At 51.5% G+C, this 22,748-nt stretch carries 24 protein-coding genes; 10 read left to right on the top strand and 14 right to left on the bottom strand.

The window, feature by feature from the left end; genetic code table 11:
- Positions 1–286 precede the first annotated feature (286 nt).
- The gene (locus tag V2P20_RS17885; RefSeq protein WP_331820714.1) at positions 287–2,734 is read left to right on the top strand and encodes a TonB-dependent receptor; all 2,448 of its coding nucleotides are present in this window, start codon (positions 287–289) and stop codon (positions 2,732–2,734) included.
- Between the two features lie 426 nt (positions 2,735–3,160).
- Positions 3,161–4,357, top strand: coding sequence for a PepSY-associated TM helix domain-containing protein (locus V2P20_RS17880; protein ID WP_331820712.1), 1,197 nt, complete (start codon positions 3,161–3,163; stop codon positions 4,355–4,357).
- Between the two features lie 455 nt (positions 4,358–4,812).
- Here the strand turns inward: V2P20_RS17880 and V2P20_RS17875 are convergent, their stop codons facing one another.
- The 5 genes from V2P20_RS17875 to V2P20_RS17855 form a co-directional block, all read right to left on the bottom strand.
- Positions 4,813–5,640, bottom strand: coding sequence for a hypothetical protein (locus tag V2P20_RS17875; protein ID WP_331820711.1), 828 nt, complete (start codon positions 5,638–5,640; stop codon positions 4,813–4,815).
- A 78-nt stretch (positions 5,641–5,718) separates the two neighbouring features.
- Complete coding sequence (locus V2P20_RS17870) at positions 5,719–6,693, bottom strand: transporter (RefSeq protein ID WP_331820709.1); 975 nt, start codon at positions 6,691–6,693, stop codon at positions 5,719–5,721.
- Between the two features lie 4 nt (positions 6,694–6,697).
- Positions 6,698–7,408: a DUF4410 domain-containing protein gene (locus V2P20_RS17865; protein ID WP_331820708.1), complete on the bottom strand. Its 711-nt coding sequence runs from the start codon at positions 7,406–7,408 to the stop codon at positions 6,698–6,700.
- Positions 7,409–7,537: 129 nt separating this feature from the next.
- Entirely contained in the window at positions 7,538–8,347 is an 810-nt protein-coding gene (locus tag V2P20_RS17860) for a hypothetical protein (RefSeq protein WP_331820706.1), read from the bottom strand.
- On the bottom strand, positions 8,344–9,204 hold the full coding sequence (locus tag V2P20_RS17855) for a DUF2092 domain-containing protein (protein WP_331820704.1): 861 nt from the start codon (positions 9,202–9,204) through the stop codon (positions 8,344–8,346). The genes V2P20_RS17860 and V2P20_RS17855 overlap by 4 nt, the downstream gene beginning before the upstream one ends.
- A 306-nt stretch (positions 9,205–9,510) precedes the next feature.
- Between V2P20_RS17855 and V2P20_RS17850 the strand changes: the two genes are divergently transcribed.
- The 3 genes from V2P20_RS17850 (at position 9,511) to V2P20_RS17840 (ending at position 12,523) form a co-directional block, all read left to right on the top strand.
- The gene (locus tag V2P20_RS17850) at positions 9,511–10,020 is read left to right on the top strand and encodes a hypothetical protein (protein WP_331820702.1); all 510 of its coding nucleotides are present in this window, start codon (positions 9,511–9,513) and stop codon (positions 10,018–10,020) included.
- A gap of 196 nt (positions 10,021–10,216) precedes the next feature.
- Entirely contained in the window at positions 10,217–11,293 is a 1,077-nt protein-coding gene (locus tag V2P20_RS17845; RefSeq protein ID WP_331820700.1) for a hypothetical protein, read from the top strand.
- Positions 11,294–11,485: 192 nt separating this feature from the next.
- Positions 11,486–12,523 (top strand): hypothetical protein, encoded by a 1,038-nt coding sequence (locus V2P20_RS17840; protein ID WP_331820698.1) that lies wholly within the window; start codon positions 11,486–11,488, stop codon positions 12,521–12,523.
- Between the two features lie 268 nt (positions 12,524–12,791).
- Here V2P20_RS17840 and V2P20_RS17835 read toward each other — a convergent pair whose 3' ends face one another.
- Positions 12,792–13,688, bottom strand: coding sequence for a LysR family transcriptional regulator (locus V2P20_RS17835; RefSeq protein WP_331820696.1), 897 nt, complete (start codon positions 13,686–13,688; stop codon positions 12,792–12,794).
- 182 nt (positions 13,689–13,870) lie between these two features.
- Between V2P20_RS17835 and V2P20_RS17830 the strand changes: the two genes are divergently transcribed.
- Both V2P20_RS17830 and V2P20_RS17825 read left to right on the top strand, forming a co-directional pair.
- The gene (locus V2P20_RS17830) at positions 13,871–14,671 is read left to right on the top strand and encodes a methyltransferase domain-containing protein (protein WP_331820694.1); all 801 of its coding nucleotides are present in this window, start codon (positions 13,871–13,873) and stop codon (positions 14,669–14,671) included.
- A gap of 72 nt (positions 14,672–14,743) precedes the next feature.
- Positions 14,744–15,808 (top strand): hypothetical protein, encoded by a 1,065-nt coding sequence (locus V2P20_RS17825; RefSeq protein ID WP_331820692.1) that lies wholly within the window; start codon positions 14,744–14,746, stop codon positions 15,806–15,808.
- A gap of 1,203 nt (positions 15,809–17,011) precedes the next feature.
- Here V2P20_RS17825 and V2P20_RS17820 read toward each other — a convergent pair.
- The 7 genes from V2P20_RS17820 to V2P20_RS17790 form a co-directional block, all read right to left on the bottom strand.
- The gene (locus V2P20_RS17820; protein ID WP_331820690.1) at positions 17,012–17,164 is read right to left on the bottom strand and encodes a hypothetical protein; all 153 of its coding nucleotides are present in this window, start codon (positions 17,162–17,164) and stop codon (positions 17,012–17,014) included.
- 148 nt (positions 17,165–17,312) lie between these two features.
- A complete protein-coding gene (locus V2P20_RS17815) occupies positions 17,313–17,873 on the bottom strand; it encodes a hypothetical protein (protein ID WP_331820688.1) in 561 nt (186 codons plus the stop codon).
- Positions 17,874–18,259: 386 nt separating this feature from the next.
- The gene (locus V2P20_RS17810) at positions 18,260–18,535 is read right to left on the bottom strand and encodes a PBPRA1643 family SWIM/SEC-C metal-binding motif protein (protein WP_331820686.1); all 276 of its coding nucleotides are present in this window, start codon (positions 18,533–18,535) and stop codon (positions 18,260–18,262) included.
- A 120-nt stretch (positions 18,536–18,655) separates the two neighbouring features.
- Positions 18,656–19,138, bottom strand: a complete 483-nt coding sequence (locus tag V2P20_RS17805) for a hypothetical protein (protein WP_331820684.1) — start codon at positions 19,136–19,138, stop codon at positions 18,656–18,658.
- A gap of 134 nt (positions 19,139–19,272) precedes the next feature.
- Positions 19,273–19,563: a DUF1330 domain-containing protein gene (locus V2P20_RS17800; RefSeq protein WP_331820682.1), complete on the bottom strand. Its 291-nt coding sequence runs from the start codon at positions 19,561–19,563 to the stop codon at positions 19,273–19,275.
- 21 nt (positions 19,564–19,584) lie between these two features.
- Entirely contained in the window at positions 19,585–20,016 is a 432-nt protein-coding gene (locus V2P20_RS17795) for a hypothetical protein (RefSeq protein WP_331820680.1), read from the bottom strand.
- Positions 20,017–20,315: 299 nt separating this feature from the next.
- Positions 20,316–20,627 (bottom strand): hypothetical protein, encoded by a 312-nt coding sequence (locus V2P20_RS17790; RefSeq protein WP_331820678.1) that lies wholly within the window; start codon positions 20,625–20,627, stop codon positions 20,316–20,318.
- A 296-nt stretch (positions 20,628–20,923) separates the two neighbouring features.
- Here V2P20_RS17790 and V2P20_RS17785 point away from each other — a divergent pair, with 296 nt between their 5' ends.
- From V2P20_RS17785 to V2P20_RS17775, 3 genes are read left to right on the top strand one after another with little or no spacing between them, the layout of a single operon-like run.
- A complete protein-coding gene (locus tag V2P20_RS17785) occupies positions 20,924–21,316 on the top strand; it encodes a Rap1a/Tai family immunity protein (protein WP_331820676.1) in 393 nt (130 codons plus the stop codon).
- 12 nt (positions 21,317–21,328) lie between these two features.
- Positions 21,329–21,616, top strand: a complete 288-nt coding sequence (locus V2P20_RS17780; RefSeq protein ID WP_331820674.1) for a glycine zipper domain-containing protein — start codon at positions 21,329–21,331, stop codon at positions 21,614–21,616.
- Positions 21,585–21,896, top strand: a complete 312-nt coding sequence (locus V2P20_RS17775; RefSeq protein WP_331820672.1) for a hypothetical protein — start codon at positions 21,585–21,587, stop codon at positions 21,894–21,896. Before V2P20_RS17780 ends, V2P20_RS17775 begins: the two co-directional genes overlap by 32 nt.
- Here V2P20_RS17775 and V2P20_RS17770 read toward each other — a convergent pair.
- Positions 21,886–22,449 (bottom strand): lipid-binding SYLF domain-containing protein, encoded by a 564-nt coding sequence (locus V2P20_RS17770; RefSeq protein ID WP_331820670.1) that lies wholly within the window; start codon positions 22,447–22,449, stop codon positions 21,886–21,888. The two genes, V2P20_RS17775 and V2P20_RS17770, sit on opposite strands and share 11 nt — an antisense overlap.
- Positions 22,450–22,748: the final 299 nt, after the last annotated feature.

Here is a 22,748-nt window from a genome sequence, read left to right as displayed (position 1 = left end):
CCTCGTTAAGGCGCACAATTTGACGCCATCCCTGCCGCGAATCAATCCGACAGTCTCGGACCAAGCGGCTCACACCTTTTTTGCCATTCTTCTGCTGAGCTATCAACTCTTTAAAACCAGGCTTGCCGGCCAGTTAGCCAAGATTTCAGGCAAAAAATTGAAATTATTTTTCAAGCAAAACCAATAGGTTAAAAATTATTTAAAATTTTTTCCATTTTTGAGTTCCCCTTTTTCGTTTTCGATTGGCAATAGGGATGAGAGCAACATTTTTAAAAGGGAAAATACCATGTCAAAGCGAAAAAACAACCGGAATCTTGGACGACAGCCGTCCCGCTTGCTGCAAACCATCAACGGCTTGCTATTGGCTTCTGCTTTAATCGTCGTACCTTCCGCCATGGCGGAAGGCAATGGCGGTAACACCACCAAGCGCCATTACCTCATCGGTAGCGGCTCGTTAAGCCATGCGCTCAGCCAGTTTGCCGGGAGCGCAGGCATCTTGTTATCGGCGGATGCCCGATTGACTGATGGTAAAAGCAGTCCGGGGTTGAATGGTGAATACACGGTGGAAGAAGGCTTCCAAAAGCTATTGGCGGGTAGTGGATTGGTTCACATACTCACTGGCGACAATACTATCACGTTGAAAGTGGTGGAGAATCGGAGTCAAATGGATGTGGTGGCTTTGCCGGTGGTGATGGTGACTGGTAAATCCGATGAAACATACGATGCCATGCCTTACCAAGTCGAAACCTCCACGGCAGGTTCGAAGTTGCCGCTTGAAATTACCCAAGTGCCGCAAAGCATTCAGGTCATTACCAATAAAGCCTTTGAAGAACAAGGCGCCCGCAGCATCGGTAATATTGTGGAACAGGCACCCTCTGCCAGCGTATTCGGATCTCGTTATAGTCGTTTTGCAAAAGTGAATATTCGAGGCTTTCAGGCCGAGCAGACTCGCAACGGCATTCGACAATTATTTTTCGGCGACGCCGATTTTTCCGCTCTCAGTCATATTCAAAATATCGAAATATTAAAAGGGCCGGGCAGTTCGATTTTCGGCGATGGCGGCGATGGCGGCGGAATTATCAACATTATCACCAAACGCCCTTATGATCGATTGGGTGCGGAAGTCAGTTTTACCCGAGGTGGCTGGGATGGGTTCGACGGCGATATCACTAGCGGGCAATTCGATTTAAATAGTCCGCTGACTTCGGATAGCGCTTTGAAAGCGCGTTTTACCGGTGAAATAGAGGGCTCCGATACGTTTATCAATTTTCAGAAGCTGAATCGGCAGAATTTCGGCTTGACGCTTACCTACGATGATGGCAGTCCGGTGCGCGCTTTCCTCAATGCCGAGTATCAGCATAGGCAGTCGTTGTCGAATCCTGGACTGCCCGTGCAAGGTACGGTTCAAAGCAGCGGAGGCCTGGGTAAGGTATCGCATGACACCTATCTCGGCACCCCCCAGTTTGATAATTTAGATATTGACGTGCCCTTGGTGCAAGCCTGGCTGGACATAGATGTGGCCAAGAACTGGACGGTGTCGCCACGGTTTCAGTATTACGAGTTTCATGGTCGCCAGGATCAGATGTTTCTGGGTGCAACGACGCTCGATCCTGTGAATCAAAGCATCGACGTGGCGCGTTCGGGCCGTTCCGACTTTATCCAGCGCAACAGAAATTTTATCGGCCAGATTGATATTACCGGGTCACTGGAGACTGGACCGTTGAAACACCAGATCTATCTCGGTGGCGATTACACCAACCATCATACTCATGGCGGGTTTAATCCCCGACTTAACGTTTCCGGTATTAATGCCCTTAATCCCAGTTATGCCGACACGCCTCCGGTGATGAACCCAAATCGGCTGACCTTTGCAAGCAATTGGAACGTGGGGGCGGTTGCGTTCCAGGATCTCATTTCCATCACCCGCTATTTCGACCTGCTGGGCAGTGTCCGGCATTCCAGAGTTGACGGAGAAAGAAGAATTATTAACGGAGTCGTGACAGAAACCGATACGGATATCACCACCTACCAAGTCGGTGGAACATTTCATGTGACCGATTCTATCCATCTGTTTTCAGGTTTCAGTACGGGCTTCAACGTAGCCGATGCGGTCGGTTTCGGCACCGCTGATGGTCAACCCTTCCAGCTTGGACAATCGGAACAGGTGGAAGCCGGTGTCAAAGTTAACTTCCCCTGGGGGCTGACCGGAACGGCATCCTACTTTGATATTACCCGAACCAACGTGAGCACGCCGGATCGGAATAATCCGGGCTTTCAAGTACAGTCCGGGGAAATCGACTCCCAAGGCGCGGAAGTGGAATTGGCTTATCAGGTTAACGATCAATGGTTCATTCAAGGCGGCTATGCCTTTACCGATGCGAAAATCACCAAGAGTAACGCCAACGATGTTGGCAATCGCTTTCAAAATATTCCGGAGCATAAGGCAAATTTATGGACCCACTATCAATTCGACAAGGGGCTGTTGCAAAACCTGACCCTTTCTACCGGTCTAAATATCGTCGGCAGCCGTCCGCTGGATAATGCCAACACCGTCGATCTTCCCAGTTATACGACTTGGGATTTAGGTGCGTCCTATACCTATAAAAAGGTGAAACTGGAATTGTTCGCTAACAATATTCTTGATAAGCGTTATTTCATTGCCAACGATACGGGATTTACGGTGTTCCCCGGCGATCCCAGGACGATTATGGGACGAGTATCTCTGAAATATTAGTCCGTTTAACACAATGGATATTAAATACAATGCGACATTTCCGCCATCCTTGGCAATTGGAAAACTGCGCAAGCATCTAGCCGCCCATTTACCAAATGCGATGACGCCATCGGCTTTTTTGCAACTGGATACCTCCCGCTTAGTGCTAACGGCAAAATCGACCGCAAAGCATTGCCCCAGAGCCGGATATGACCGGGCGCGACTATGCTTATGTAGCGCCGCGCAATCCAGCCGAAGGGGAACTGGCCGATATCTGGAAAGAAGCGCTGAATATCTAACGGAATGGCGAGGCTTCTTCGAGGCGCACACATTGTTGCGGATGGCCCAGTTAGTCGAGCAAGCGCTTATCGAAAAGCTCGATAAGCCTTCCGATGAGCAATCCCATGCGCTACTGCAAGATACTCAATTACAGGAGGAACGGTAATCATGATAACCCAACTCAAGGTTGTCTCTTCGCGTCGGTATTTTCGCAAATTCTGGCTTAATATCCATTTATATCTGGCGTTTAGTGTGGGCTTCTTTTTTGCGCTGTTGGGCGTGACCGGTAGTCTCAATGTTTTTTTTCTGGAACTGGATGTCTTGTTGAATCCAGCCGTACATATCGAGCAAGGCGAGAAAACGTACCGGCCAATGGACGAGATAATGGCTTCGGTGCGCGCGGAGCACCCTCACCGTGATGGTTTATGGATGATGTTTATGCCCAGGCCGGGGCAGCCGACGCTAAGGGCGATATATCCAAAACCTGAGGAAACAGCCGACAAATATTATGGACCACTTATGGTGGATGTTGATCCCTATACGGCTGAAGTAATAAGTAGCCGATTCTGGGGCGACACGTTGATGACGCAGATTTATGAGTTACACACGAGTTTGCTTTTAGGTGTTTTAAGCAATGCAGATATTGGAAGGCTTGGTTTCAAGATCGTTGGCTTTCTCGGCCTGTTGCTTTTTATTTCCTTAGGCACCGGCATTTATCTTTGGTGGCCACAGCGCGGCAAACTGCGAAAAGCCCTGACAATCAAACGAGGCGCCAGTGCTGCACGCCTGAACTACGATGTACATAGAAGCCTGGGTATTTACTCATCCATCGTATTGCTGGTTCTGGCCTTTACCGGTTTTTCCTTTCCCTACCGGGATTGGGTTCAGCCGGTTGTGGTTAAGTTGTCCCCGGTCAACGCGCCGCCATTCAAGAATCCTCCGGAATTAAAATCGATCCCGCTACCCGGCATTAAAGCCATTACTCTAGACCAGGCTGTGGCGGTCGCTGATCAGGTGTTTCCCAACGCCGAACTGCGTTGGATTGCAACTCCGAATGGTCCTGATGGTTACTATGCAGTGGAAAAACGGCAGCAGGGTGAGCTTAACATTCGTCGACCGCGCAGTAAGGTGTGGGTGGATCAATACAGTGGAAAGATTCTCAAGATGGAGACACCGGAAAATTTTACCGCTGGAGATATATTCCTCAATTTAATGTTTATCCTGCATAACGGCGAAGCCTTGGGCTTGCCGGGCCGCATTCTGGTTTGCTTAACTGGGCTGATTTTGCCGACTCTTTATGTGACTGGATTGCTGCATTGGCTGAGAAAACGGCGGACGCGGAACGGACATTTGGTGCTTGGATGAGCTGGGTTAACGGAAAAGCTGTTAATCCACGTCCGTACGGCGGAGGAATGTAAGGTGGATTCTCCGCTAGAGCGATTATCTATTACGTAGAAATATAGCCTGAATGCCTGAAGAGATTGAGGCATTCATCAGCCTGAAACTCATCCACCAGCTTACCCATGAGTTGCCAGAGCGCGGTAGGATGCGGTGAGGCACGAACCGCATCGATCGAGTTATTCCCCTGTCATTGCCGGAAATAACTCGATCGCATCACCCCAATTTTCAGGATAAATCCCATGCGCGACATAGCTGTGAAAGCTGGAATACAGCCATTCTTTAACGCGTTCTACATATCCATGCTTCACCGGATGCCAATGAATGTAATCGACGTGCTGTCGATAATCTGTTTCGTCATGGATAAGGTGTTCCCCCCCCCTTTGCATAACATCAGTGACTTAAACCAGACACATTGATCTTTACCAATAGCCTGTCAGCCCGATGAATGGCCCGCTCATCGTGACGTTGGTTTCGATGAGGCGTTTTTTCAAATCCAGGCGCAGGGCTCTGTAACCGGCTTCCAGCGAGGCAGGTACGCCGAACAGAGTGGTACGATAGCCGACCATCCCCATCACGGAGCCGGCAAAATCGACGTCGTCCATGCCAAAGCCGCCGCCATTGCCGTCCACCAGCACGAACCATTCCGGGCTGAATTCCACTGTGAACCGTCCGCCGATGAGCGGGCTGGTGAGGCTCTCGCTGGAAGAGGCTTTGCCTATGCCCCCGAACTCAACCTGGTTGTCCAGCCAGATGGTTCGCCCGCCGAGATAGACTTCGAGCATATTGGACCTCGTCTTTTCCGTCCAGTGGCCAACCTGGTCCGCAGCCGGCGCGCCGAACAGCCGGTACATGACCCCGTACTCCATGATGCCCAGCTGGCTTGACAAGCCCTTGCTGATCCCTTGGTCGAATCTGGGCTCGAAATCCAGCCCCATGTAATTGCCATCCACATACAGCCCCAGCCGCTCGTAATGGGCTTCAAGCCTGCCCATAAAAGCCAGCGGGAAGTTCCTTAGCTCTTCGGCAATATCGATAAAGCTGGTGTCGACCGACTTGCTAAACCGGCCTGCGGAGAAATCGCCGTCCACGCCGGGCAACCAGCCATAGAGCGTGAGATTGAAAGCCCAGGGATTGTTGACGGCGCCCTCTTCAGTAGCCTCGGCGCCGTGCAAACTGAATGCCGCCGCCAAGCCTGCCACCAGAGCCAAGGTTTTGAAAAACGGGAACAAATCGCCTTTTATACTCATGTCAGCCGCCTTGTTTTCGGATCAAAGGTTGTTGGTAAGACTGCGTTCATCATCGGCCTTTCTTGATCGATACATTCATCAAAGCCCTCCGCCGAATCGGTATTGCCAGACAATCCCGGCCGCATCGAAATCGGTGCCGGCACGGGTGGAAACGCCCGTGCTGAAATACAGTTTGACTGAGTTTTGGCGATTCACTGGCAGCGCGACTGTGGCGCCCAGACGCGTGTTCTCCTGCCTGTTGTTGCGTTTTACGCCGTCCACGGTTATCTGTCCGCCGGTATAAAAAGTGCCGTCCAGCGCCGCCCAGATGCCATGACTGAAGCTGTAAATGAGATGCCCCCGTACGGAGTATATCGGCTCCTGTTCGCGCAGTCTGCCGCCGAAAAAGTCGTCGTTGTCGGTGTAAAAACGGACGCCGCCGGCCAACTCCAGCGTCACCGGCCCCAGATGTTTGGAAACGCCAATCTCCGGCTTGACTGACCAGCGGTTGGTGCCGAGATTGAGCAGCTTGCCGGCGTCATACTGGCCTCCGGGCGCAGTTATTTCGACACTGGCGCCGATGATGGCGTCCTGCTGGTAATTTTTGAAGTCTTCCAGCGAAAGCGCAGGAGCGCCGTAAAAATTGACCGAAAAGCGGGCTCTTGGGTCGGCCAAGCCGGATACATCGCGTTCCCGGAGCTGCCCTAAGGCAGTGGCGCTGACCGAGGCCCAGGCATAAGGCAGCACCACATCGAACTTGGCGGATTTTCCCAGGAAACCGAAAGAGCGGACATAGGCAAACGCGACGGAATGGACTTCGACTTGCGTGTTTTCTATCGGCAGCGCCGGATCGATCGCCACGCCGCCTTCCAAGTGGCCGTAGCCGGCGATGAGGAAATTAAGTCCGACGGGCGTGTTGGCGTAGGTGCGCGGCTCGAGTTCCTGGCCGTGCAAAGCAGGAGCCGCCACGGCAAGCCACACCGCGGCAAACTGTACGATCCGCAAGCTCTTGCGCCGGGATTTCTTCTTGTATCCGGCCAGGCATCCAATCGCTGAAACGGCTTCCCATATCACTTGATTAAATCCAGCCCTGTTCTCTGAATCGCCCTTTCAGCTGGTAGGCGATCTCCTTGGCAGTCGCCTGCGCAGCATCTACCAGCGTTGCCGGACCTTTCCTTTCTCCTTCCAGTCTCGACGCGCCATTGACGATAAGATCAAGAGGGCTTCCCGTCGCGGCAAGGCTTATAAAACCCATCGGCATGCCCGGCGATTTGCTGCCCACGGGCTCAAGCTGCCCCGTTCCAAATCTGAACAAACCCTGATCCATCTCCAGGTGTCCCTCGACCAATGTTCTCAGGTCGGCAGTCCTGGAGCTTAATCCGATCAGCATACGCTCGCCGAGGCAGTTCTGATCAATAGAGACAAAATAGCCTCTGATGACCAGGTCTCCTATCTGCGGTGCGGGTTGGCCGGCGGCGTACACGGCCGACAGGCCCATGTCCTGAATCTCGGCAACCAGATTCTGCGCGACTTCAGCGCCCAATGTGCGGCCGGTCTCGATCTGCTCCGGCGTTTGCAGCGCCGGATATCCGGCAAATCGGCCAGCGAGAGCGAAGTCGGATGAAACATCGCCCGGCGTTGCGGCAAAGTCATGAACAATGATGCGGTCGGGCCGGTCAATCTTTTCGCCCATGAACGGTTGGCGTGCAGCAATCTGGGTACCGGATGCGCATCCGACCAGAATGGTCAGGGCAAATAAACTTGACACAGTAAGGTTAAGCCGTCTCATGACAATCCTCCAGTGACAGATTCAATGCAATGAATTGAAAAAGGGCTAGGGACATTGCCCCGGCCCGATCATAGGGTTATAAATTTCAATTTGCTTCTGTAGAGGGTAATTACGTCCTGCACTGGTTATCTAGCGCGGCTCTGGCACGGGCACATAAATGACGCCGCTGTTGCTGTAAGCCTGGGTATACCAAGTGGAGCCGCACTGATAATACGTCACGCCGGCAATAACCTTGGTGGTAGCCGCGCAAGGCAGGCTCGCATAGCCTGAAGGCGGAGGCGCGGTCTGGACCACTGTCGTGGACGATTCGCCAGTGTTCTCCGATGACTCGCCCGCCGCATAGCCGCCGACAGCACCCAGCGCCGCCGCACCGACCGCCACGGCCGCGACTTCGCCGTCGTCCCAGTTGTCATGGTCATAGTAATAGCCTGACGGCGGATAATAGCCTGAGGGTGGATAGTAACCGCGAGGATAAGACTGCGCGGCTTGTTGTCGTCTTTGCTGCGCTTGTTGCTGCTGTGTTTGCCGGCTCTGCTGTGATTGCTGTCCATATTGCTGGCGGCTCTGTTGCGCTTGTTGGCCGTATTGTTGCCGATTTTGCTGCGTTTGTTGTCCGTATTGTTGCCGACTCTGCTGCAACTGCTGCCTGTCGTATTGCGGAGGGCTCTGCTGTAATTGTTGACGCCTCTGCTGCGCTGAGCCGGCGTAAGCCTGCCGGGATGCAGCGTCTGCCCTACCTCCCTGAAAGCTTGAGGAGCGGGAGGCAAAGCTGCCGCTAGCCGCAGCCCCGCTTCGTGAGAAACCGCCCCCTCCAGCCCCGCCGCCACGGAAGCCTCCGCCGCCTCCGCGACCGCGGGCGACAGCCTCATCCACGGACCCTATCAGTAAAACGATTGTGACCATAACAACTGAAACGCATATTGAAGGTCTGATATTCATTTCTGTCCTCCGGTTTGTTCCGGGGCCGCTCCCCTCTGAAGCGCGACCTGTGGCAGCTGTGCAAGAAAGGAAATTTTCCTCGCTCCCTCAGGCGGAGTGAATGCAAACAGGGAATCCCGGACTTCGGGCGAGAGATTCCAATCGGAAAAATGTGCCCGGAACTGGGGTTGCCCCTCGGCGTTCTTGTAAGTCAATACTATGCGGAGCGGCAGCGGCTGGGCGCCTTCTTTGATCCAGACCTGATAATCTACCGTCTCGGTGCGCCCTGCCAGATGATGCGCAGGCACGCCATAGATTTCAGTTCTCTCTACATAGTCGAGCGACTGGGTCCGACGCTTGAGTTCGTCCGGAGACCGGCTGACCAGGAGCACGGCCAGCGGCAATCTCATGTTGAGATCCTTGATAAAATAGGTAACCGCCGCATCGATACCGCCGGGCTTGTAGACTTGCGCATAGACGTTCCGGGACGGGTTGAAGACCGTGATATCCTTGCCGTCGTACAGGACGACGTGCTTCTCGCCATCGCTATGCGCCGCTTCAACGCGCAGTCCGTCGGGCCGGCTCACGGTGACCTGCCGCGTTTCGCCGAATTCGATTTTCTGGCCGGATGGCTGAACCGTGTCGTAATTTTCCTGAATGTTCACGCTGTAGCGCGGCGCCTTGGCCAGAAACTCGGCCATGCGCATGAGGATAGCGTCCGCGTCCGCCGGCTCTTCTGCGGCTTGCTCCTCCACCAATAACTTGACTGCCGACCGTTCAGGACGCGTCGCCGCCTTCTCTTCCGCACAGCCCGCCAATATTGCCAAGAATGTCACGCACAATACGGCGCCTATGCCCGGATATCGTGTCGTCTTCATGAACCGCCTCCTTCAATGACATGTTGAAATTTCGCTAGCTCACTGTCTTCTTACACGCTCTTACAATCGATCATGGCCTTCTTGCTCTATTTTCCTCCTTTTGAACATTGACACCCTGCCGCGCCCGTCGTTCCGATGTGATGGGTTCCGCCTTGACGAGTTGTGCAAAGTCAGGATGGAACGCCGCAGTGTGCAAGTCCCTATCTCGCTCCGGCTCAAGGTTTGCCTTATTCACATGTCGCTTAAACGAATTCCAGGATTGACCGTCTTAATACGGACATGACAATAAATGAAAGGGTTGCTCAAATGAAACTATTAGAAAAAATAAAGCACGAGTTCCTGCTCGTCTTGCCGCCAGTGATCTTTTTTTTCTTCGCCTTCCTGCTGCTTGCCATCACCCAGCGTCTGATTCAACGCCAATACGGGATTCCTCTGAGCGGATTTGGCGGAGCGGCAATCGGCGCTCTGCTGGTCGGGAAGGTTGTCCTGATCGCTGACAGCCTGCCTTTTATGAATAAATTTCCCGGTAAACCCTTGCTCTATAACATTGCCTGGAAAAGCAGCGTTTATTTTCTCGCCACATTTGTTGTACGTTATATCGAACATCTCTTTCCGCTGCTGCGAAAGTATGGAGCGATCATGGAAGCTCACCGGCACCTAGTGGCGGAAGTCATATGGCCCCATTTCTGGATAATCCAGATGTGGCTGGCGGTCGTGTTCTTTCTTTATTGCTCCCTGCGGGAACTGGTGCGCGTGATCGGCCGAGAGGAAATCATCCGTATATTTCTTCTCGGCGAAAAAGCCAGACAAGGCTAGCGCCGCGCCACAGTTTGAAAAAATGCCGGAAATGCGCCTCAGTTGTCCGATTATCATTTTCAGGGACCGCATGTTCCTGAGTAATACAGTAGGTATTCGACCTAAGTTTTTTGGCTGGGTTTTTCTTGTATCTTTTGCCGAAGCACTGCTTCGGATTAACCATTTCGGCAATAGGCAACAGGATGGATCTCACGCCATGAACAAATCCTACCGCGAAGTTTGCAGCATAAAGACCAAGCACACAGCCATAGCAATGCTGATCGCTGCGGCGAGCCTGTCGCTATACGCCAGTGATTCGATCATATGGGGAGCAAGTAAATACAGGGCCGACTATGACGCCTGGCTCAAAGACAACAAGCCGGCCAGCGTAGAAGAACTTCTGAAAGGTCCCGCTTTTCCGCCGACCGACGAGTCCATGTTCCTGTCCAAAGTCTACCCTTCGAATCGGCCTTTAAATCCCGCCGCTCCCCCTATTCCGCCAATTACGGAGCAACAGTTGCGGATGCAAGTCAGCCAGCTATCCGGGCAAGCCGGGCTGAAAGTCATGGATAACCCTGCAATTCAGGCAAAAACCCAGGATCTTCGGTTGCGGGCGGCCCTGGCAACGACCATAGACAGCACATTAGGAGGAACTGTTGACGCAATCAAAAGCGCTGTCTATTCCAGCGTTGCCTTCGGACATCTGCCAACGGGCGACAGCGTGGCTGCGCATGTCATTGACGATGGAACCGGACACTTCAAAATCATTATCAACGAAAACTACCAACATGAAGATATTCGTCTGTTGGGCATATTGCTGGGGCATGAAGTCTTGCATCAGGATGCCCGCTTATCCATTCGGGAGGAATTGATAGCCCATACCTTTGAAATTCTGGCCTACGCCCGGCATGTGATAAAAGATCCCATGCTGGCCAGCCAGGGCACGGCATTGGTCCGCTTTTTAAACACTGTGGCGATGGGGCTTCTGAACAGCCGCCAGCCTGATGGTTTGGTCCATCTGCTGGAAGGACGGGATGAAGAGATCTGGCCGGGGTCGAACAGTTCAGTGGATTATTTGGCCCAGAGATTCGTTGAAGCCGGCTTGGGCCTTGATACGCCTGGCAATGAAGCGCTGCTTTACTCGATGCGCAAATTGATCGGAAATAAAAAATTGGCCAAAGCCAACTTTGATGACGATACTCTGATTCTACTGGATAAAAACATCAACGCCTTGCTCAGCCCTGAAGACTGGATCGCTCTGGCTGAGGCTCTCAAGCTGGATACCGGCAGCTGAAATGGCTATTTAATCCGATTGTGTTTCCTGCCTGTGAGCGCTTATAGTTACGCATCGATCTCTGCCCCGTGTAGGTGCGAATTCATTCGCACAACAGAGACCGGCAACGGACGTTTATCCTGGGTCGAATGAATTCGACCCTACAACTGGTTTATTTTACTCATCACATCGTTTACCGACAGGAAGCGCACAATGCCAGGAATAGTGAAGCATGCCGCCATCATCGCATGGCTGTTAGGCGTCAGTTTTGTTGTGAACGGAACTCCCGCCTTTGCTGAACAGCCCGCAATCGAGGAGATCTTGAGCGTGCTGGGAATGAATAAGGCTCAAATTAACGAACTTGCACAAAGGCAGCCAATCGTTTATGACTTGAGCGAAGGCCGTTCCGACGAGATCGCTGCCGGCATCGCCTGGTATCTGCCGGTTCCTTTGGCTAAAGTGGCCGGACAGTTGCGGACGGATGACCCGGATTTGCTCGACGTCGATGTCACTGCGCACGGGATATTGATGACGCATGGCAAAGCGGATGCCTTGCCGCCTGTGGTTTTACCCAGCGAAGAAATCGAAGCGTTATTGGATGCCGAACCGGGCGACCAATTCAATCTCTCCAGCGATGAAATCGAGAACTTTAAAACGCTCAAACGGACAGCCAATGGCACCCCTGATGAAGCTATCCGGGACGCAATCGGGCAACGCTACCGCACGATGCTTTTCGATCGGTTTGAAGCCTATCGGCGCGATGGAACCTATGCCATAGCGCCTTATGCGCGTGACAACAATCTGAGCGTTAAACCTTCCGTTGAACTGAACCAGGCCGCAAACGCAAGCGTCATCCTGGCGCGCTTCGTTCCGGCCTTGCACAAAGCCTGGATAAACTATCCGGCAGCCTTGCCGCCCAGAACGAATGAGGTATTTCAATGGGTCGAAAAAAATGTGCAAAACCGGCCGGCCTTCATTCTCAGGCACCACGTCAATCATGATTGGAACGGCGGGGAATTAGTGCTGACCCGGGAATTCTATGCATCCCATTCATATAATGCTAGCCAGTGGGTAACCGGATGCCTTGCGTATCGCGACGGCACGGTGGTCTTTCAGCAAGTGCGCAGTTACGCCGATCAGTTGTCAGGAGTCGCAACCGATGTCAGGCATTTGATAGGCCGGAAATTGCTGAAAAACAAAATGCTCAAGTCTTTTGAAAGGCTCTGCGGAGTCTTGAGGCATTGCCATTGATGGGCATTGCGGTTTTCACCCCATCTGGCCGGTTGTCCAGGCTGCCAACTCGCCATGAAGATAGTCCCGGCAATCCGCTAGCGCATTAATTTCCATCCATTTATCGATTTCAATTCAAACAACCGCCAGCGCGACGGTTGTTTGAATTCAACGGTAGCCCTTTGCACCCTTTGGGATATTCGCCACGAAACGCTTCCCCGAGACAGGGGCATTAACAGGATCGCATCATCTATTGAAAAATGCCCGAAGATCAGCTTAAAGCTGAATTTCAGCGTAACTCATTTTTCCTTGGCTTTCGGCCTTCCAGCAAGTCGATTTCTTTAATCAGAAATTCGACCATGCGGTCTCGAAAGATACGAACTCTTGCCGTTGTGCGTAGATCGACATGGCTGAGAACCCAGACGTCATACCCGGATTCGACATGGTCTACAGGCACTCGCACTAACTCATCCGCCTCATCAGCCAAGGGACAGGGCAGCAAAGCCAATCCCAGGCCTTCCCTGCACATTTCAAACATCGCCACGCTGGAATTCGTCCGATATGCCCGCTTGAGTTTGGGAAAGTTTTTTTTGATCCAGTAAGGCATGGTGACCCCGTCGCCCATCCAGGTGATGCAGGGCGGCGTTTCCGGCGAAAGGTTTTTCAATAATTCCGGGTGGCCATAGACATGATACGCGAGCCTGCAGATACGGTTGCCCACCACATTCGGCGGCGGCTCGATAATGGCTTGAATCGCAATGTCGGCCTCCCGGCCGGCCAGATTCAAGACTTCTTCGGCAGCGATCAACTCAAAATCGACATCGGGATGGTCTCGTTTGAAATCGCGGATTACCGGCATCACAAAACGCTTGGAGCAAACATCGGAAACCGTGACTTTGATTAGCCCTGAAACGTCCTCGGAGTCACTCTCGATTTTTCGATGGATGGCATTGGCTTTGTGCGCCATCTCTTCGGCAAGCATGACGATCTTTTCCCCAGCAGGCGTAATTACCCAGCCTTTTGCGGTGCGGTCGAACAGAGCTCTACCCAATTGGCTTTCCAGGTGAGCAATCCGACGGCTCACTGTCGATTGATTAACGCCGAGCCGCGAGCCAGCTTCCGTGACGTTTCCTGAGCGGATGACTTCGATGAAGTAACGCAGATCGTCCCAATTTAAATCATGCATATTTGCAAGAACCTTATGCTAAATTCAATATTAGTTATGCATTTTAATCATTAACCACATGCGCTACAATGTTTTATGGATTGGAAGAAACCGGGAAATGCCACCGCATTCCGGGCTGCTTTCAACCACTTGTTGCGCCTGAAGGCCGCGTTTGTGTTCAGATTTAATCGAGGAAAATTACTATGGCGGGCTATGTTGATGATGTCGTTATTCCGTATGACCGTGATCTTGGGCCGGTACTATTCGAGCATTATGGTGCCGATACCGCAAGACGCGTCGCCGAACAATCGCCGATGGATGTGCTGGAAATTGCCGCCGGCACCGGCATCGTGACCCGGCATCTGCGTAATCTGCTTTCTAAACAGGCCCGCCTGACCGCGATCGACATCAGCGATTCCATGATGGATATGGCTCGCTCAAAGTTTCTTCCCGATGAACAAGTCATTTTCCAGAACGCCGACGCTACCGCGCTGCCATTCGATGACGAAGCCTTCGATGCCGTAGTCTGCCAATTCGGGATTATGTTCTTTGACCGGGAAAAAGGCTTTCGCGAGGTTTACCGGACCTTGAAGCCCAACGGCCGCTACCTGTTCCGCGTCTGGGACTCCGAACGCTACAATCCCTTCGCCAGCTTGAGCTTCGAAGTCCTCAAGCAATACTTTCCGTCGGACACCCCCCGGTTTCTATTCGATCCGGTTTCCTGCCACCAAATCGATCCGCTCAAGGAACAGTTGATTCACATCGGCTTTGATCCTGTAGTCATTTCCGTTCAACGCCACGAATACGATATTCTCGATGTGACGGCTTTCGCGCGGGCCCTGGTATACACGCCGGTGATCTTTGAAATCAGGGACCGTGGCGGCGTCGACCCTGAGGAGATTGTGAAGGAGATGGCTGACGCCTTTAAAAAAGAGTTCGGCTCAAGCCCGATGCGCTACCCGATGCAGGCGATACTGTTTGAGACAGAAAAGCGCAAGGCCTGAATATATCGATGTTAGCCGATCGAAAAAACATTCTGATTCGATTGATCCAACCCTAATAACTACGTGCAGTGTATGAAAACAAAATCCTTTAGCCCTAATTACTGTTTAGGGGCGTTGACACTCCTTTTGGCCCAGAACGCGCCGTACGCGATGCCGGGCATGGATATGCCGGCCAGTGAAAACGCGAAAGCGCCGTCTCTAGCGAAAAGCCTGGGTGAGCCGATAAACTCATCGGCCTCGGAATTTGAGCTGACCTATAGCGCCGACGGCAAAACGGTCATTTTCGTCTCAACCCGACCAGGCGTCATCGAGTCAAAAGGGAATCCCTACAGTTTCGACATCTGGATGTCGCACAACGTAAATGGCGTCTGGCAAACCCCCATTCATCTGGGGCCCGGCATTGACCCAACGGTGGGGCCGAACATCAATACAGCTGCCTGGGAGCTTGAACCGAGCCTCTCGGATGACGGTAACGCCATTTATTTTACGCGCTACGAACCGGGTAATCTGTCTACCGGCGAACTTTACGTGACGCAAAAAGTTGACGGTGTCTGGCAGCCGGCCCGAAACTGGAACGACGTGCCGGAACTGCCGCACCTCAATACGCCGACTGGCGAGGAACATTGTCCGATCATCGCTTCGGACAGCCTGATTTACTTCAGCTACCAGCAACCGGGCGTCACCCAGGACAGCGACATCTGGAAAGTCGAAAAGAAAAATGGCGTTTGGCAGAAACCTCAGAGCCTGGGGCCCAGAATCAACTCCCCTTACCGGGATCATCTGCACTGGACGGGACTGTCGAAGGACGGCAAGAGCATCATCATTACCAGCATGCGCCCGGATCACGGCTCGCGGGGCGGACATGATGAATGGATTTCCTATCAGAATCCCAAGGGCGAGTGGCAGGAGCCTTTGAACCTGGGCGACACCATCAATACGGCTGGCGAAGACATGTGCTGGTCCTTCACGCCCGATGGCAAGAAATTTTTCGGCGGCTGGGGGCCGCAGGGTTCTTATGATATGGATGTCATGTGGGTCAACAAAGACGATGTGCCTTTACTCAAGAATTTCGATCCCATCGGACCGCCGCCCAACCTGCTTGCCAAAAATAAGACAAAAATCGACGGCTCCAACTAGCTGCACCGTTCAGCTACAAGGGCCCGCTTAATTTTTTGCCTATCGATAAACTCTTTGGCAACTGAACGTTCCGGCCTGAAACAAGCCGGAACGTGCGGGGCTGTCCTGGTTTAACTGCCGCGATTCAACCAGGGTAACGCGATGGCAGTAGAGGATCGGTTTTTGTCTATCGATTGACTGATGTAGTTCAGCCAGAAGCGGACTGCAAGCTCGGTTTTTCACAATTGCATGCCTGATAAAAATACAGCGTAGTTTGGCGTTGGATTTACCATTAACCGCTCAGGCTCTGGGTTTTCAGTAATGGTATGTATAGAAAAGCCCAGTTAAAAAATGAATTTAAGGCAACAGAGTCTATAAGTATTTAGTCGAATTGTATCTCAGTTGAAATGTTGTATTTTTGAACCGTAACCAAGGTTAGATTAGTGATTTCTATCCAACTTTTGAGGTTCAAATGGGCCAAATTTTAGGATATGTTCTTCTGTTAATTGTTGCCTTTTATCTACTAACCTATATCGTAGATCCTGTTTTAATTGTATTGATAATTATCGCATTCGTTGTAGCCTGGTTTTTTCTATATACGAAAGCGAGGCAGAAGTAAAAGGTATGAATGGGTTGGTTTTGGTAATCGTGATTGACTCTAATGTGCCAAAAAGAGACGATCAAAAATTTCAAGGGAATGGTAGGCAAAAGCCAGAAAGCAGCCATTCAACGTCAACGCTAACCGGGCGCGGGCCGGAAGCCCGACTATCTTCTCTTGTTCCACGCGAGTTTGAGGTGTTTCAACCCATAGAACTAGGCTGTACCGACTACCCATAGCAGATTATTACTGCTGAGCGTGTATGCCGGAGGTGCATTCACGAAAATGCCTGTTCCGCTGTGGCCTTGTTGGTACTTGGACGAATAGAAAGGTATACTCAAAAAATCCCTTAAGGCGAAGCAGATTGTGTTCTGCCCGTTGAGCCAGAAAGCCGTTCCGGTGATCGCCCCAAGTGACGAGGGAACGTTAATCCCTGGAGGACCGTGTTTCCCCCAAGTTCGAGGTTCAACCTAACGTCGAAAAGAGTCCACATCATCGACTTACAATTCACATCGAGCAAAAAGGTATGGTCATTTCCTGACGCATCCTTGTAGTATACGTCCAATATAAAACCATTGACGGTCATCTGGATCACCTAATTTGCATTTAATTCGACCCTGGCCCCTTTAATTCCTCTCGCGGTGTTCGACCACCTCGTTGGTGCGTTTCAATGCGCTGACCATCGACACGCCGGCGACTTCGTGGCCATCCCATTTCACCCAGAACTTGAAGTTCTTGTAGGGATCGAAGCGGTTCGGGTTGACGATGAATTGCGGCATGAGTTGTCCCCTTTCGCCTTTGGCAGGCAAGAAGGCGGCAGCGGAGGCCAGAAGTCAATTGGACAGCGCTACCGAGCGGGAGCAGCCGCACCTGCATGCCTGGGCATGCAGGTGCGGCTGCTCATTCACTCCGCGTCGGCAACCGCGTCTAGAACAGCGTGACGTACGCCACGGTGACTGGGCCGGTGGTGCCGGCCGGCCGGCGCATGTTGACCTGTAGGTAATAGAAGAACCGGCGGTGATCGAAGGTCAGCGTCCCGTTGGTCGGGAGAACATTCTTTTGGTGGTCCCTGTACCCCTGCGGAGAGATGACTGGAGGGACGAAAGCATTGCTATCTGCCTCGGCAATCGTCGAGGGAGCGGAGTCCACGCCCTCACTAATCCCGTTGAAAACATATCTCTTTTGCCTCAGCGCGGTCACGACTTGCGAACCCGCACCGGGGACCCCGTCATCCTTGTACCTGACCGTCATCTTGGTGATCCGGCTGAGCGTGTTCGGGATGGCGCAGGTCAGGATGATCTCGCCGAACCCCCCGTCGCGGAACGACGCGTCGCCGGCCGAATTGAACAGGACCGAGCGGGCGGACGTCTGGCCCGTCGGAACGCAGGCCGCCATGTTCACGCCATAGAAATTGTCGAGTCCGGCCGCCGACAAAGTGGTCGGCAGGGCAAGCACAGCCGTGAGTGCGAATATGGTCTTGAGGCGCATCGCGCATACTCCCTTTTGCTGAGGGGATGAGCGATGCGTGGAGTTCTGCCACGCGCGGTCGCAAAATAGCGGTCGCGGCGACGACATGCTTTTGAAATCGGGACCCGTGTAGGTTTTGCTCGGGTCTGTTTCCGGAAAACATTCCGGCCACAACTCACCCCCGACTCTCCGAAGTAGAAAACATACACTGACGAGCGTAGTACAGATAGTAGACTTCATTGTGTAACCCCTCTTTCAGTAATTAGGTTGTTGCATTTAGCTGCTTTTCATTGCCGCAACCTATCAGCAATGCAGCCTAACGATAAGGGTAACTTGACGGCGAAAGCGTAGCGACGATAGGAGCGTAGCTTTTGCCGGTCAAGTTGACCCGCTGGTTAGCACAAAACTCAGGCCAACAACGCACCGGAACCACCACAGCATTTCTTATATTTCTTTCCACTACCACAGGGACAAGACTCATTTCTTCCAACCTTTTCGGATACTGAAGGCGAAGTAGGATTCAACTTTTTCTCCAAATCCGATATGTCTTCAGGTTTATCTGATTCAAACCCAATGATATAGTGCCACCCATGTTCCGCACATGTTTCAGCAACATATCTTGCTTTTTCTTCAGAATGTACACGAACGATTATTGGTCGTTTCTCTGTTCCTAGTTTTGCCATTTTAATTCTATGTGCTTGGTTGATCTTTAGTGCTAACGAAAAGCTAAGCCGACCGATGGAGCGTAGCGGAAGCGGGTCGGCTTGAGCGCCGGGTTATGCGAAAGGGCAACTCTACGACATTTAACATTCCGCCAAGTTCTCATAGGTAACAGGCATGTTATTGTCTTTGGCGAATCTGAAGATATCTTGCATTGCTTTAAGTGCGCTAAACAGGAAATCAGGTCCGCATGATGCATCGCTCTCGTAGTGATAATTAGTGAAATCAGCGGCTTGCGCCATATCTTTCCTTATTAGCTCTTCGGCATAACCTTCATCTCTAAAAACCTGGGTAGTTTCAGAGATATTATCGTTACACCATAAAAACAACCGATCAATATCCTTAATTAATTGATCAAGCTGTTCGGGATTTATTAGCACTTTTTGGTAAGGATTAAAAGGGCAAGCATCATTTTCCAGATCTGAATCGACTGCCTCAAAACGTTCCACCATTTCTGAAATAAATTGCAATCCTTCCATAGAAGCAAGGTTTAATAAGCAGGTGGTAACAAAACGCTGCACTCCTATCGGCAAAAGCCAGCTTTTTACTCGTTGCTGAGCGTTCATTGGAATCGGGAGTTCATGCTAATGTGAGTTGCCCAAGACACTGTGGTTCTCCTGTTTTTTTGTTTATGAAGCATAACGTCGCGCTCACCGGCTTGTCCGGTGCAGCGCATGGTTATGCATTATGGTCGACACGATTAAGCGCAACCTTCAACTAAAATGAGCTTACTGTTTGTTGTTTTATGGCGAATTGCAAACAGCAACCGCGCCTCTGGGTCCTGAAGAAATTCCTTGGCTTTTATCGGCGTAGGGAACTCAAGAACCACCATCCTCTCAGGTTTCCAATCACCTTCCATTACTTCTGGTACAACTCCCTGCACAACATAACGACCGCCATGCTTCTCAATAAAACCTGGAATTTTTTCAATATATTCTTTGAACCCGTCAAAATCTGTAATTGATAAATCCAGTATCAGATACCCTTTCATAATGCTCCTAATGTAGTCTGCTTATTTGTTAGGCAATAGCTGCTGCCTGCGCAATGAAAATGACAAATATGCAACATAGCCCCCAATAAGAACATCAACTGACCCACAAAATTCTGGCCACCACGTGGGAACACCGGCGTTGAAAAAGAACGCATTGTGATAGAAATCATAAGCGGCATGTGCGACATAGCCGATGGCCAGCAGCTGCAAAGCGATAAATGACTTGAATTTGTAGGCAACATAGGCAATGGCTATAAAGGCCACACCTACCAAAAGCTCATTGAGTAATGCCGTGTAATCGGAAGCATACACGGCAAAGACCCAGTAATAAACTGGGAAGGTGGCGAGAAAAATAGGATACGCCCAACTCGTATTTTCCAATCTTCTTGCTCTAAACCGTAACACAACAAAAACTGCTATGACGACACCGACCGCAAACGCGTAAATGTTCATATTTGTTGCCTAATAAGGTATTAAATAGTTAACCGTACATCTATCGGAAAATGCTCTTCTACACGATAATTTCTTGATCAGCATATGATTTTTCCTTTCCATATATCATTGATGATAAGTAATAATGACCGGTAATGATCAAATTGCTGCCATTGAATCATATGGAGCGATAGACCACAACGGGTCGATTTTCACCATTCAATTTCTAATTTAATCAAGGACTAACTTTGCAAGTTATCTGATCAAGTCCAAACTTTTGCAAATTCACACTTTTGCAAATTCTCTCATCATCAATCTCCTCAGAATTTAACCATCTGCTCTGTACGCAAGCCATAAAAAACCGCCTCCCTTTCCCGCCCGGCCACAAAGGAATCCAGACACAGTACATGGTGCCTGCCGATAGTGCGCTGATAGCGTGTGCCAATACCTACCGCGCCTTTCTCTTTCTCGCTTTTGGCGCTCGTGTGGGCGCCGACTTCAAAGATAAGCTGACTGTCGATGCCCGAGAAACCTCTGGTAACCGAGCGCCGTGCCGATGGTATCGTCGATTGACTGTCCAAGCGGGATTCGGTAACGGCCCATTCCCACTGCGCCATACAAGATCCCAACATTTGCAACGGTGCTGCCCACCCCCGGACTCTGCGCGATCCAAGTGAACCGGTTCCTGCGAATTCCATGTCAGATCCAGTGCCCTTGGAACAATATATTCACAATCTTATCCAATATATTGCATAAGACAGACGTTTGCTATGGACAGTATGAGAGGGGAGAGAAATGGCGTAAACATACGTTACGAAAAGGAACGAGACGCTTCTCCATATCAATATGGCACCCTATTCATAAGGCGCTTCTCCCTGTTGTAGAGAATTTATTTCCCGCTAACAGAATAAAAAACGAGGAATGACATATGCAACTCAAACATCCAATTCCCCTCTTGTTGCTTGCTGTATTTACCATTGGCGCGGCAAATGCCGGCGTTACCGAGGATGATTTCGTAGCCAAGAAGACACAAAATTTGATCAATCTCTGTACGGCTTCGCCGCAAGACCCCCATTATCGGGACGCCATCCATTTTTGCCACGGTTATCTGGTCGGCGCTTTTCATTATTATCAGGCCTCAACGGCAGATAAACGGGAACTGAAGATGCTCTGTGCGCCGGAGCCTAAGCCCTCGCGCAATGAGGTAATCGACATGTTTGTCTCATGGGCTCAGCAGCACCCCGAATACATGAGCGAAATGCCGGTCGAAACGGAATTCAGATTTCTAACCGAAAAATGGCCATGTAAAAAAGCTTACTAAAGGGGATACGACATGAAAAGATTGTTAATTTTAGTCATAGCGATATTAGCCGCTATCAACTTGGCAAGTTGCACCGGCATGTCGGATACTCAGCAACGCTCTTTAACCGGCGGATTAGGCGGTTCTGCCGCCGGCGCCGCCATCGGTGCGATGGCAGGCAATGCCGGCCTGGGCGCTGCCATTGGCGCTGCTGCCGGCACCGCGGGCGGTTATTTGTATGGCAAACACAAAGAATCAGAACAAAGGGCCTATCAACAAGGACAAAGGGATGCCCTACAACAACAACCGCCGCATTATTAAATCTATCAGGACTTGCGCAAACATGCCTGTGGGGGCGGCTTCGCCTAAAGCGCCTACTGTTGGTAGTCGCCTTTTATCTGAATGGGCGACTGAAGTCGCCCCCACAGGTTTTAATACAGTTTCTTCTCTTTTGCTTCAGATTGCCTCGTTCCCAGCTTCTATCGATGAAAGAAAAGCAGGATGTGCAAATCAAGTCTATAAAACCGGCGCGGCAGGATGCCGTTACAACAGGAATCGCATCCTATCGCGTTATCATCTGTCATCACCGGTTACGGATTGACCCTGGTGATCTTTGACCCTTCCAGATTAATGCCTGCCATCAACCCTCTCTGCCCGAATATGAATGCATAGACATCATCCTTGAGAGTCGTGGTGCTCAGATTTCCCGCCGCGCCTGCGTCCAGGACAGCCACTGTCGGACCTATGCCGAGTTCAAATCCCTCGCTACGGTCGAGATAGGCAAGCGCTTCATCGTTCATGAAGAACAAAGCATAGTCGAACGACTGCACCCCGGCCTGAAGGCCGAATGAGCCGGCCACGATATTGTAATAACCCGCCGTCCGGCCTCTCTTGCGCAAAGCGCCTTTCCCGTACTGAGCGCCGCCGATGAAGCCGGCCTTGACGATATTAGGAAACACCAGGATTCCCTTCGCCTTGGACGCCAGCAGTTTGGCAGAAGGCGTGGTTTCGTAGAGCCTTGCCAGGGCGGCATCCACATCGCGGTCGATCTGAACCGCATCCGTTATATCGGTTTTCTTATCGCCGGTGGATTCACAGCCGGCCAGAGTCAAAACGAAAATCAGCAACAAGTTGAGCATTAGTGTCGGTTTCATGTGCGTACTCCTTTCGTTTCAGAAGATTGCATCGGATGGTGATGCATTCGCCACTTACAACTTCTTTGTCAACTGAGACAGCAGTTCGTTCAGTGAAAGGGCTGCGCGATGCCTGTCATTAATTGACAGCGCTGGCAGTGCGAATACCCGCCAGGGGCACAAGTGAATTCGCCCCTACACGTCATACTAAAACAGCGCAGCGGGGCGACGCTTGTAGCCCCGCCCCAACGTTTCTATGAGACTCGCTAAGCGGCTGCAGTTAATCATCGCCAAACATTCCGAACGGGACAGCCTGTCCC

It is taken from the genome of Methylobacter sp. Wu1 (assembly GCF_036553575.1).
In the GTDB taxonomy this organism is placed as follows: Bacteria; Pseudomonadota; Gammaproteobacteria; order Methylococcales; family Methylomonadaceae; genus Methylobacter.
This window is presented reverse-complemented; position numbering and strand designations above follow the sequence as displayed.

Coding starts and splice junctions, on each gene's coding strand:
- V2P20_RS17875 (WP_331820711.1), bottom strand. CDS start 5,640: ATGAGTATAAAAGGCGATTTGTTCCCGTTTTTCAAAACCTTGGCTCTG.
- V2P20_RS17850 (WP_331820702.1), top strand. CDS start 9,511: ATGAAACTATTAGAAAAAATAAAGCACGAGTTCCTGCTCGTCTTGCCG.
- V2P20_RS17815 (WP_331820688.1), bottom strand. CDS start 17,873: ATGCGCCTCAAGACCATATTCGCACTCACGGCTGTGCTTGCCCTGCCG.
- V2P20_RS17845 (WP_331820700.1), top strand. CDS start 10,217: ATGAACAAATCCTACCGCGAAGTTTGCAGCATAAAGACCAAGCACACA.
- V2P20_RS17775 (WP_331820672.1), top strand. CDS start 21,585: ATGCCCTACAACAACAACCGCCGCATTATTAAATCTATCAGGACTTGC.
- V2P20_RS17885 (WP_331820714.1), top strand. CDS start 287: ATGTCAAAGCGAAAAAACAACCGGAATCTTGGACGACAGCCGTCCCGC.
- V2P20_RS17860 (WP_331820706.1), bottom strand. CDS start 8,347: ATGAATATCAGACCTTCAATATGCGTTTCAGTTGTTATGGTCACAATC.
- V2P20_RS17795 (WP_331820680.1), bottom strand. CDS start 20,016: ATGAACATTTACGCGTTTGCGGTCGGTGTCGTCATAGCAGTTTTTGTT.
- V2P20_RS17810 (WP_331820686.1), bottom strand. CDS start 18,535: ATGGCAAAACTAGGAACAGAGAAACGACCAATAATCGTTCGTGTACAT.
- V2P20_RS17835 (WP_331820696.1), bottom strand. CDS start 13,688: ATGCATGATTTAAATTGGGACGATCTGCGTTACTTCATCGAAGTCATC.
- V2P20_RS17865 (WP_331820708.1), bottom strand. CDS start 7,408: ATGAGACGGCTTAACCTTACTGTGTCAAGTTTATTTGCCCTGACCATT.
- V2P20_RS17840 (WP_331820698.1), top strand. CDS start 11,486: ATGCCAGGAATAGTGAAGCATGCCGCCATCATCGCATGGCTGTTAGGC.
- V2P20_RS17830 (WP_331820694.1), top strand. CDS start 13,871: ATGGCGGGCTATGTTGATGATGTCGTTATTCCGTATGACCGTGATCTT.
- V2P20_RS17855 (WP_331820704.1), bottom strand. CDS start 9,204: ATGAAGACGACACGATATCCGGGCATAGGCGCCGTATTGTGCGTGACA.
- V2P20_RS17780 (WP_331820674.1), top strand. CDS start 21,329: ATGAAAAGATTGTTAATTTTAGTCATAGCGATATTAGCCGCTATCAAC.
- V2P20_RS17770 (WP_331820670.1), bottom strand. CDS start 22,449: ATGAAACCGACACTAATGCTCAACTTGTTGCTGATTTTCGTTTTGACT.
- V2P20_RS17785 (WP_331820676.1), top strand. CDS start 20,924: ATGCAACTCAAACATCCAATTCCCCTCTTGTTGCTTGCTGTATTTACC.
- V2P20_RS17825 (WP_331820692.1), top strand. CDS start 14,744: ATGAAAACAAAATCCTTTAGCCCTAATTACTGTTTAGGGGCGTTGACA.
- V2P20_RS17800 (WP_331820682.1), bottom strand. CDS start 19,563: ATGAAAGGGTATCTGATACTGGATTTATCAATTACAGATTTTGACGGG.
- V2P20_RS17880 (WP_331820712.1), top strand. CDS start 3,161: ATGATAACCCAACTCAAGGTTGTCTCTTCGCGTCGGTATTTTCGCAAA.
- V2P20_RS17790 (WP_331820678.1), bottom strand. CDS start 20,627: ATGTTGGGATCTTGTATGGCGCAGTGGGAATGGGCCGTTACCGAATCC.
- V2P20_RS17805 (WP_331820684.1), bottom strand. CDS start 19,138: ATGAACGCTCAGCAACGAGTAAAAAGCTGGCTTTTGCCGATAGGAGTG.
- V2P20_RS17820 (WP_331820690.1), bottom strand. CDS start 17,164: ATGCCGCAATTCATCGTCAACCCGAACCGCTTCGATCCCTACAAGAAC.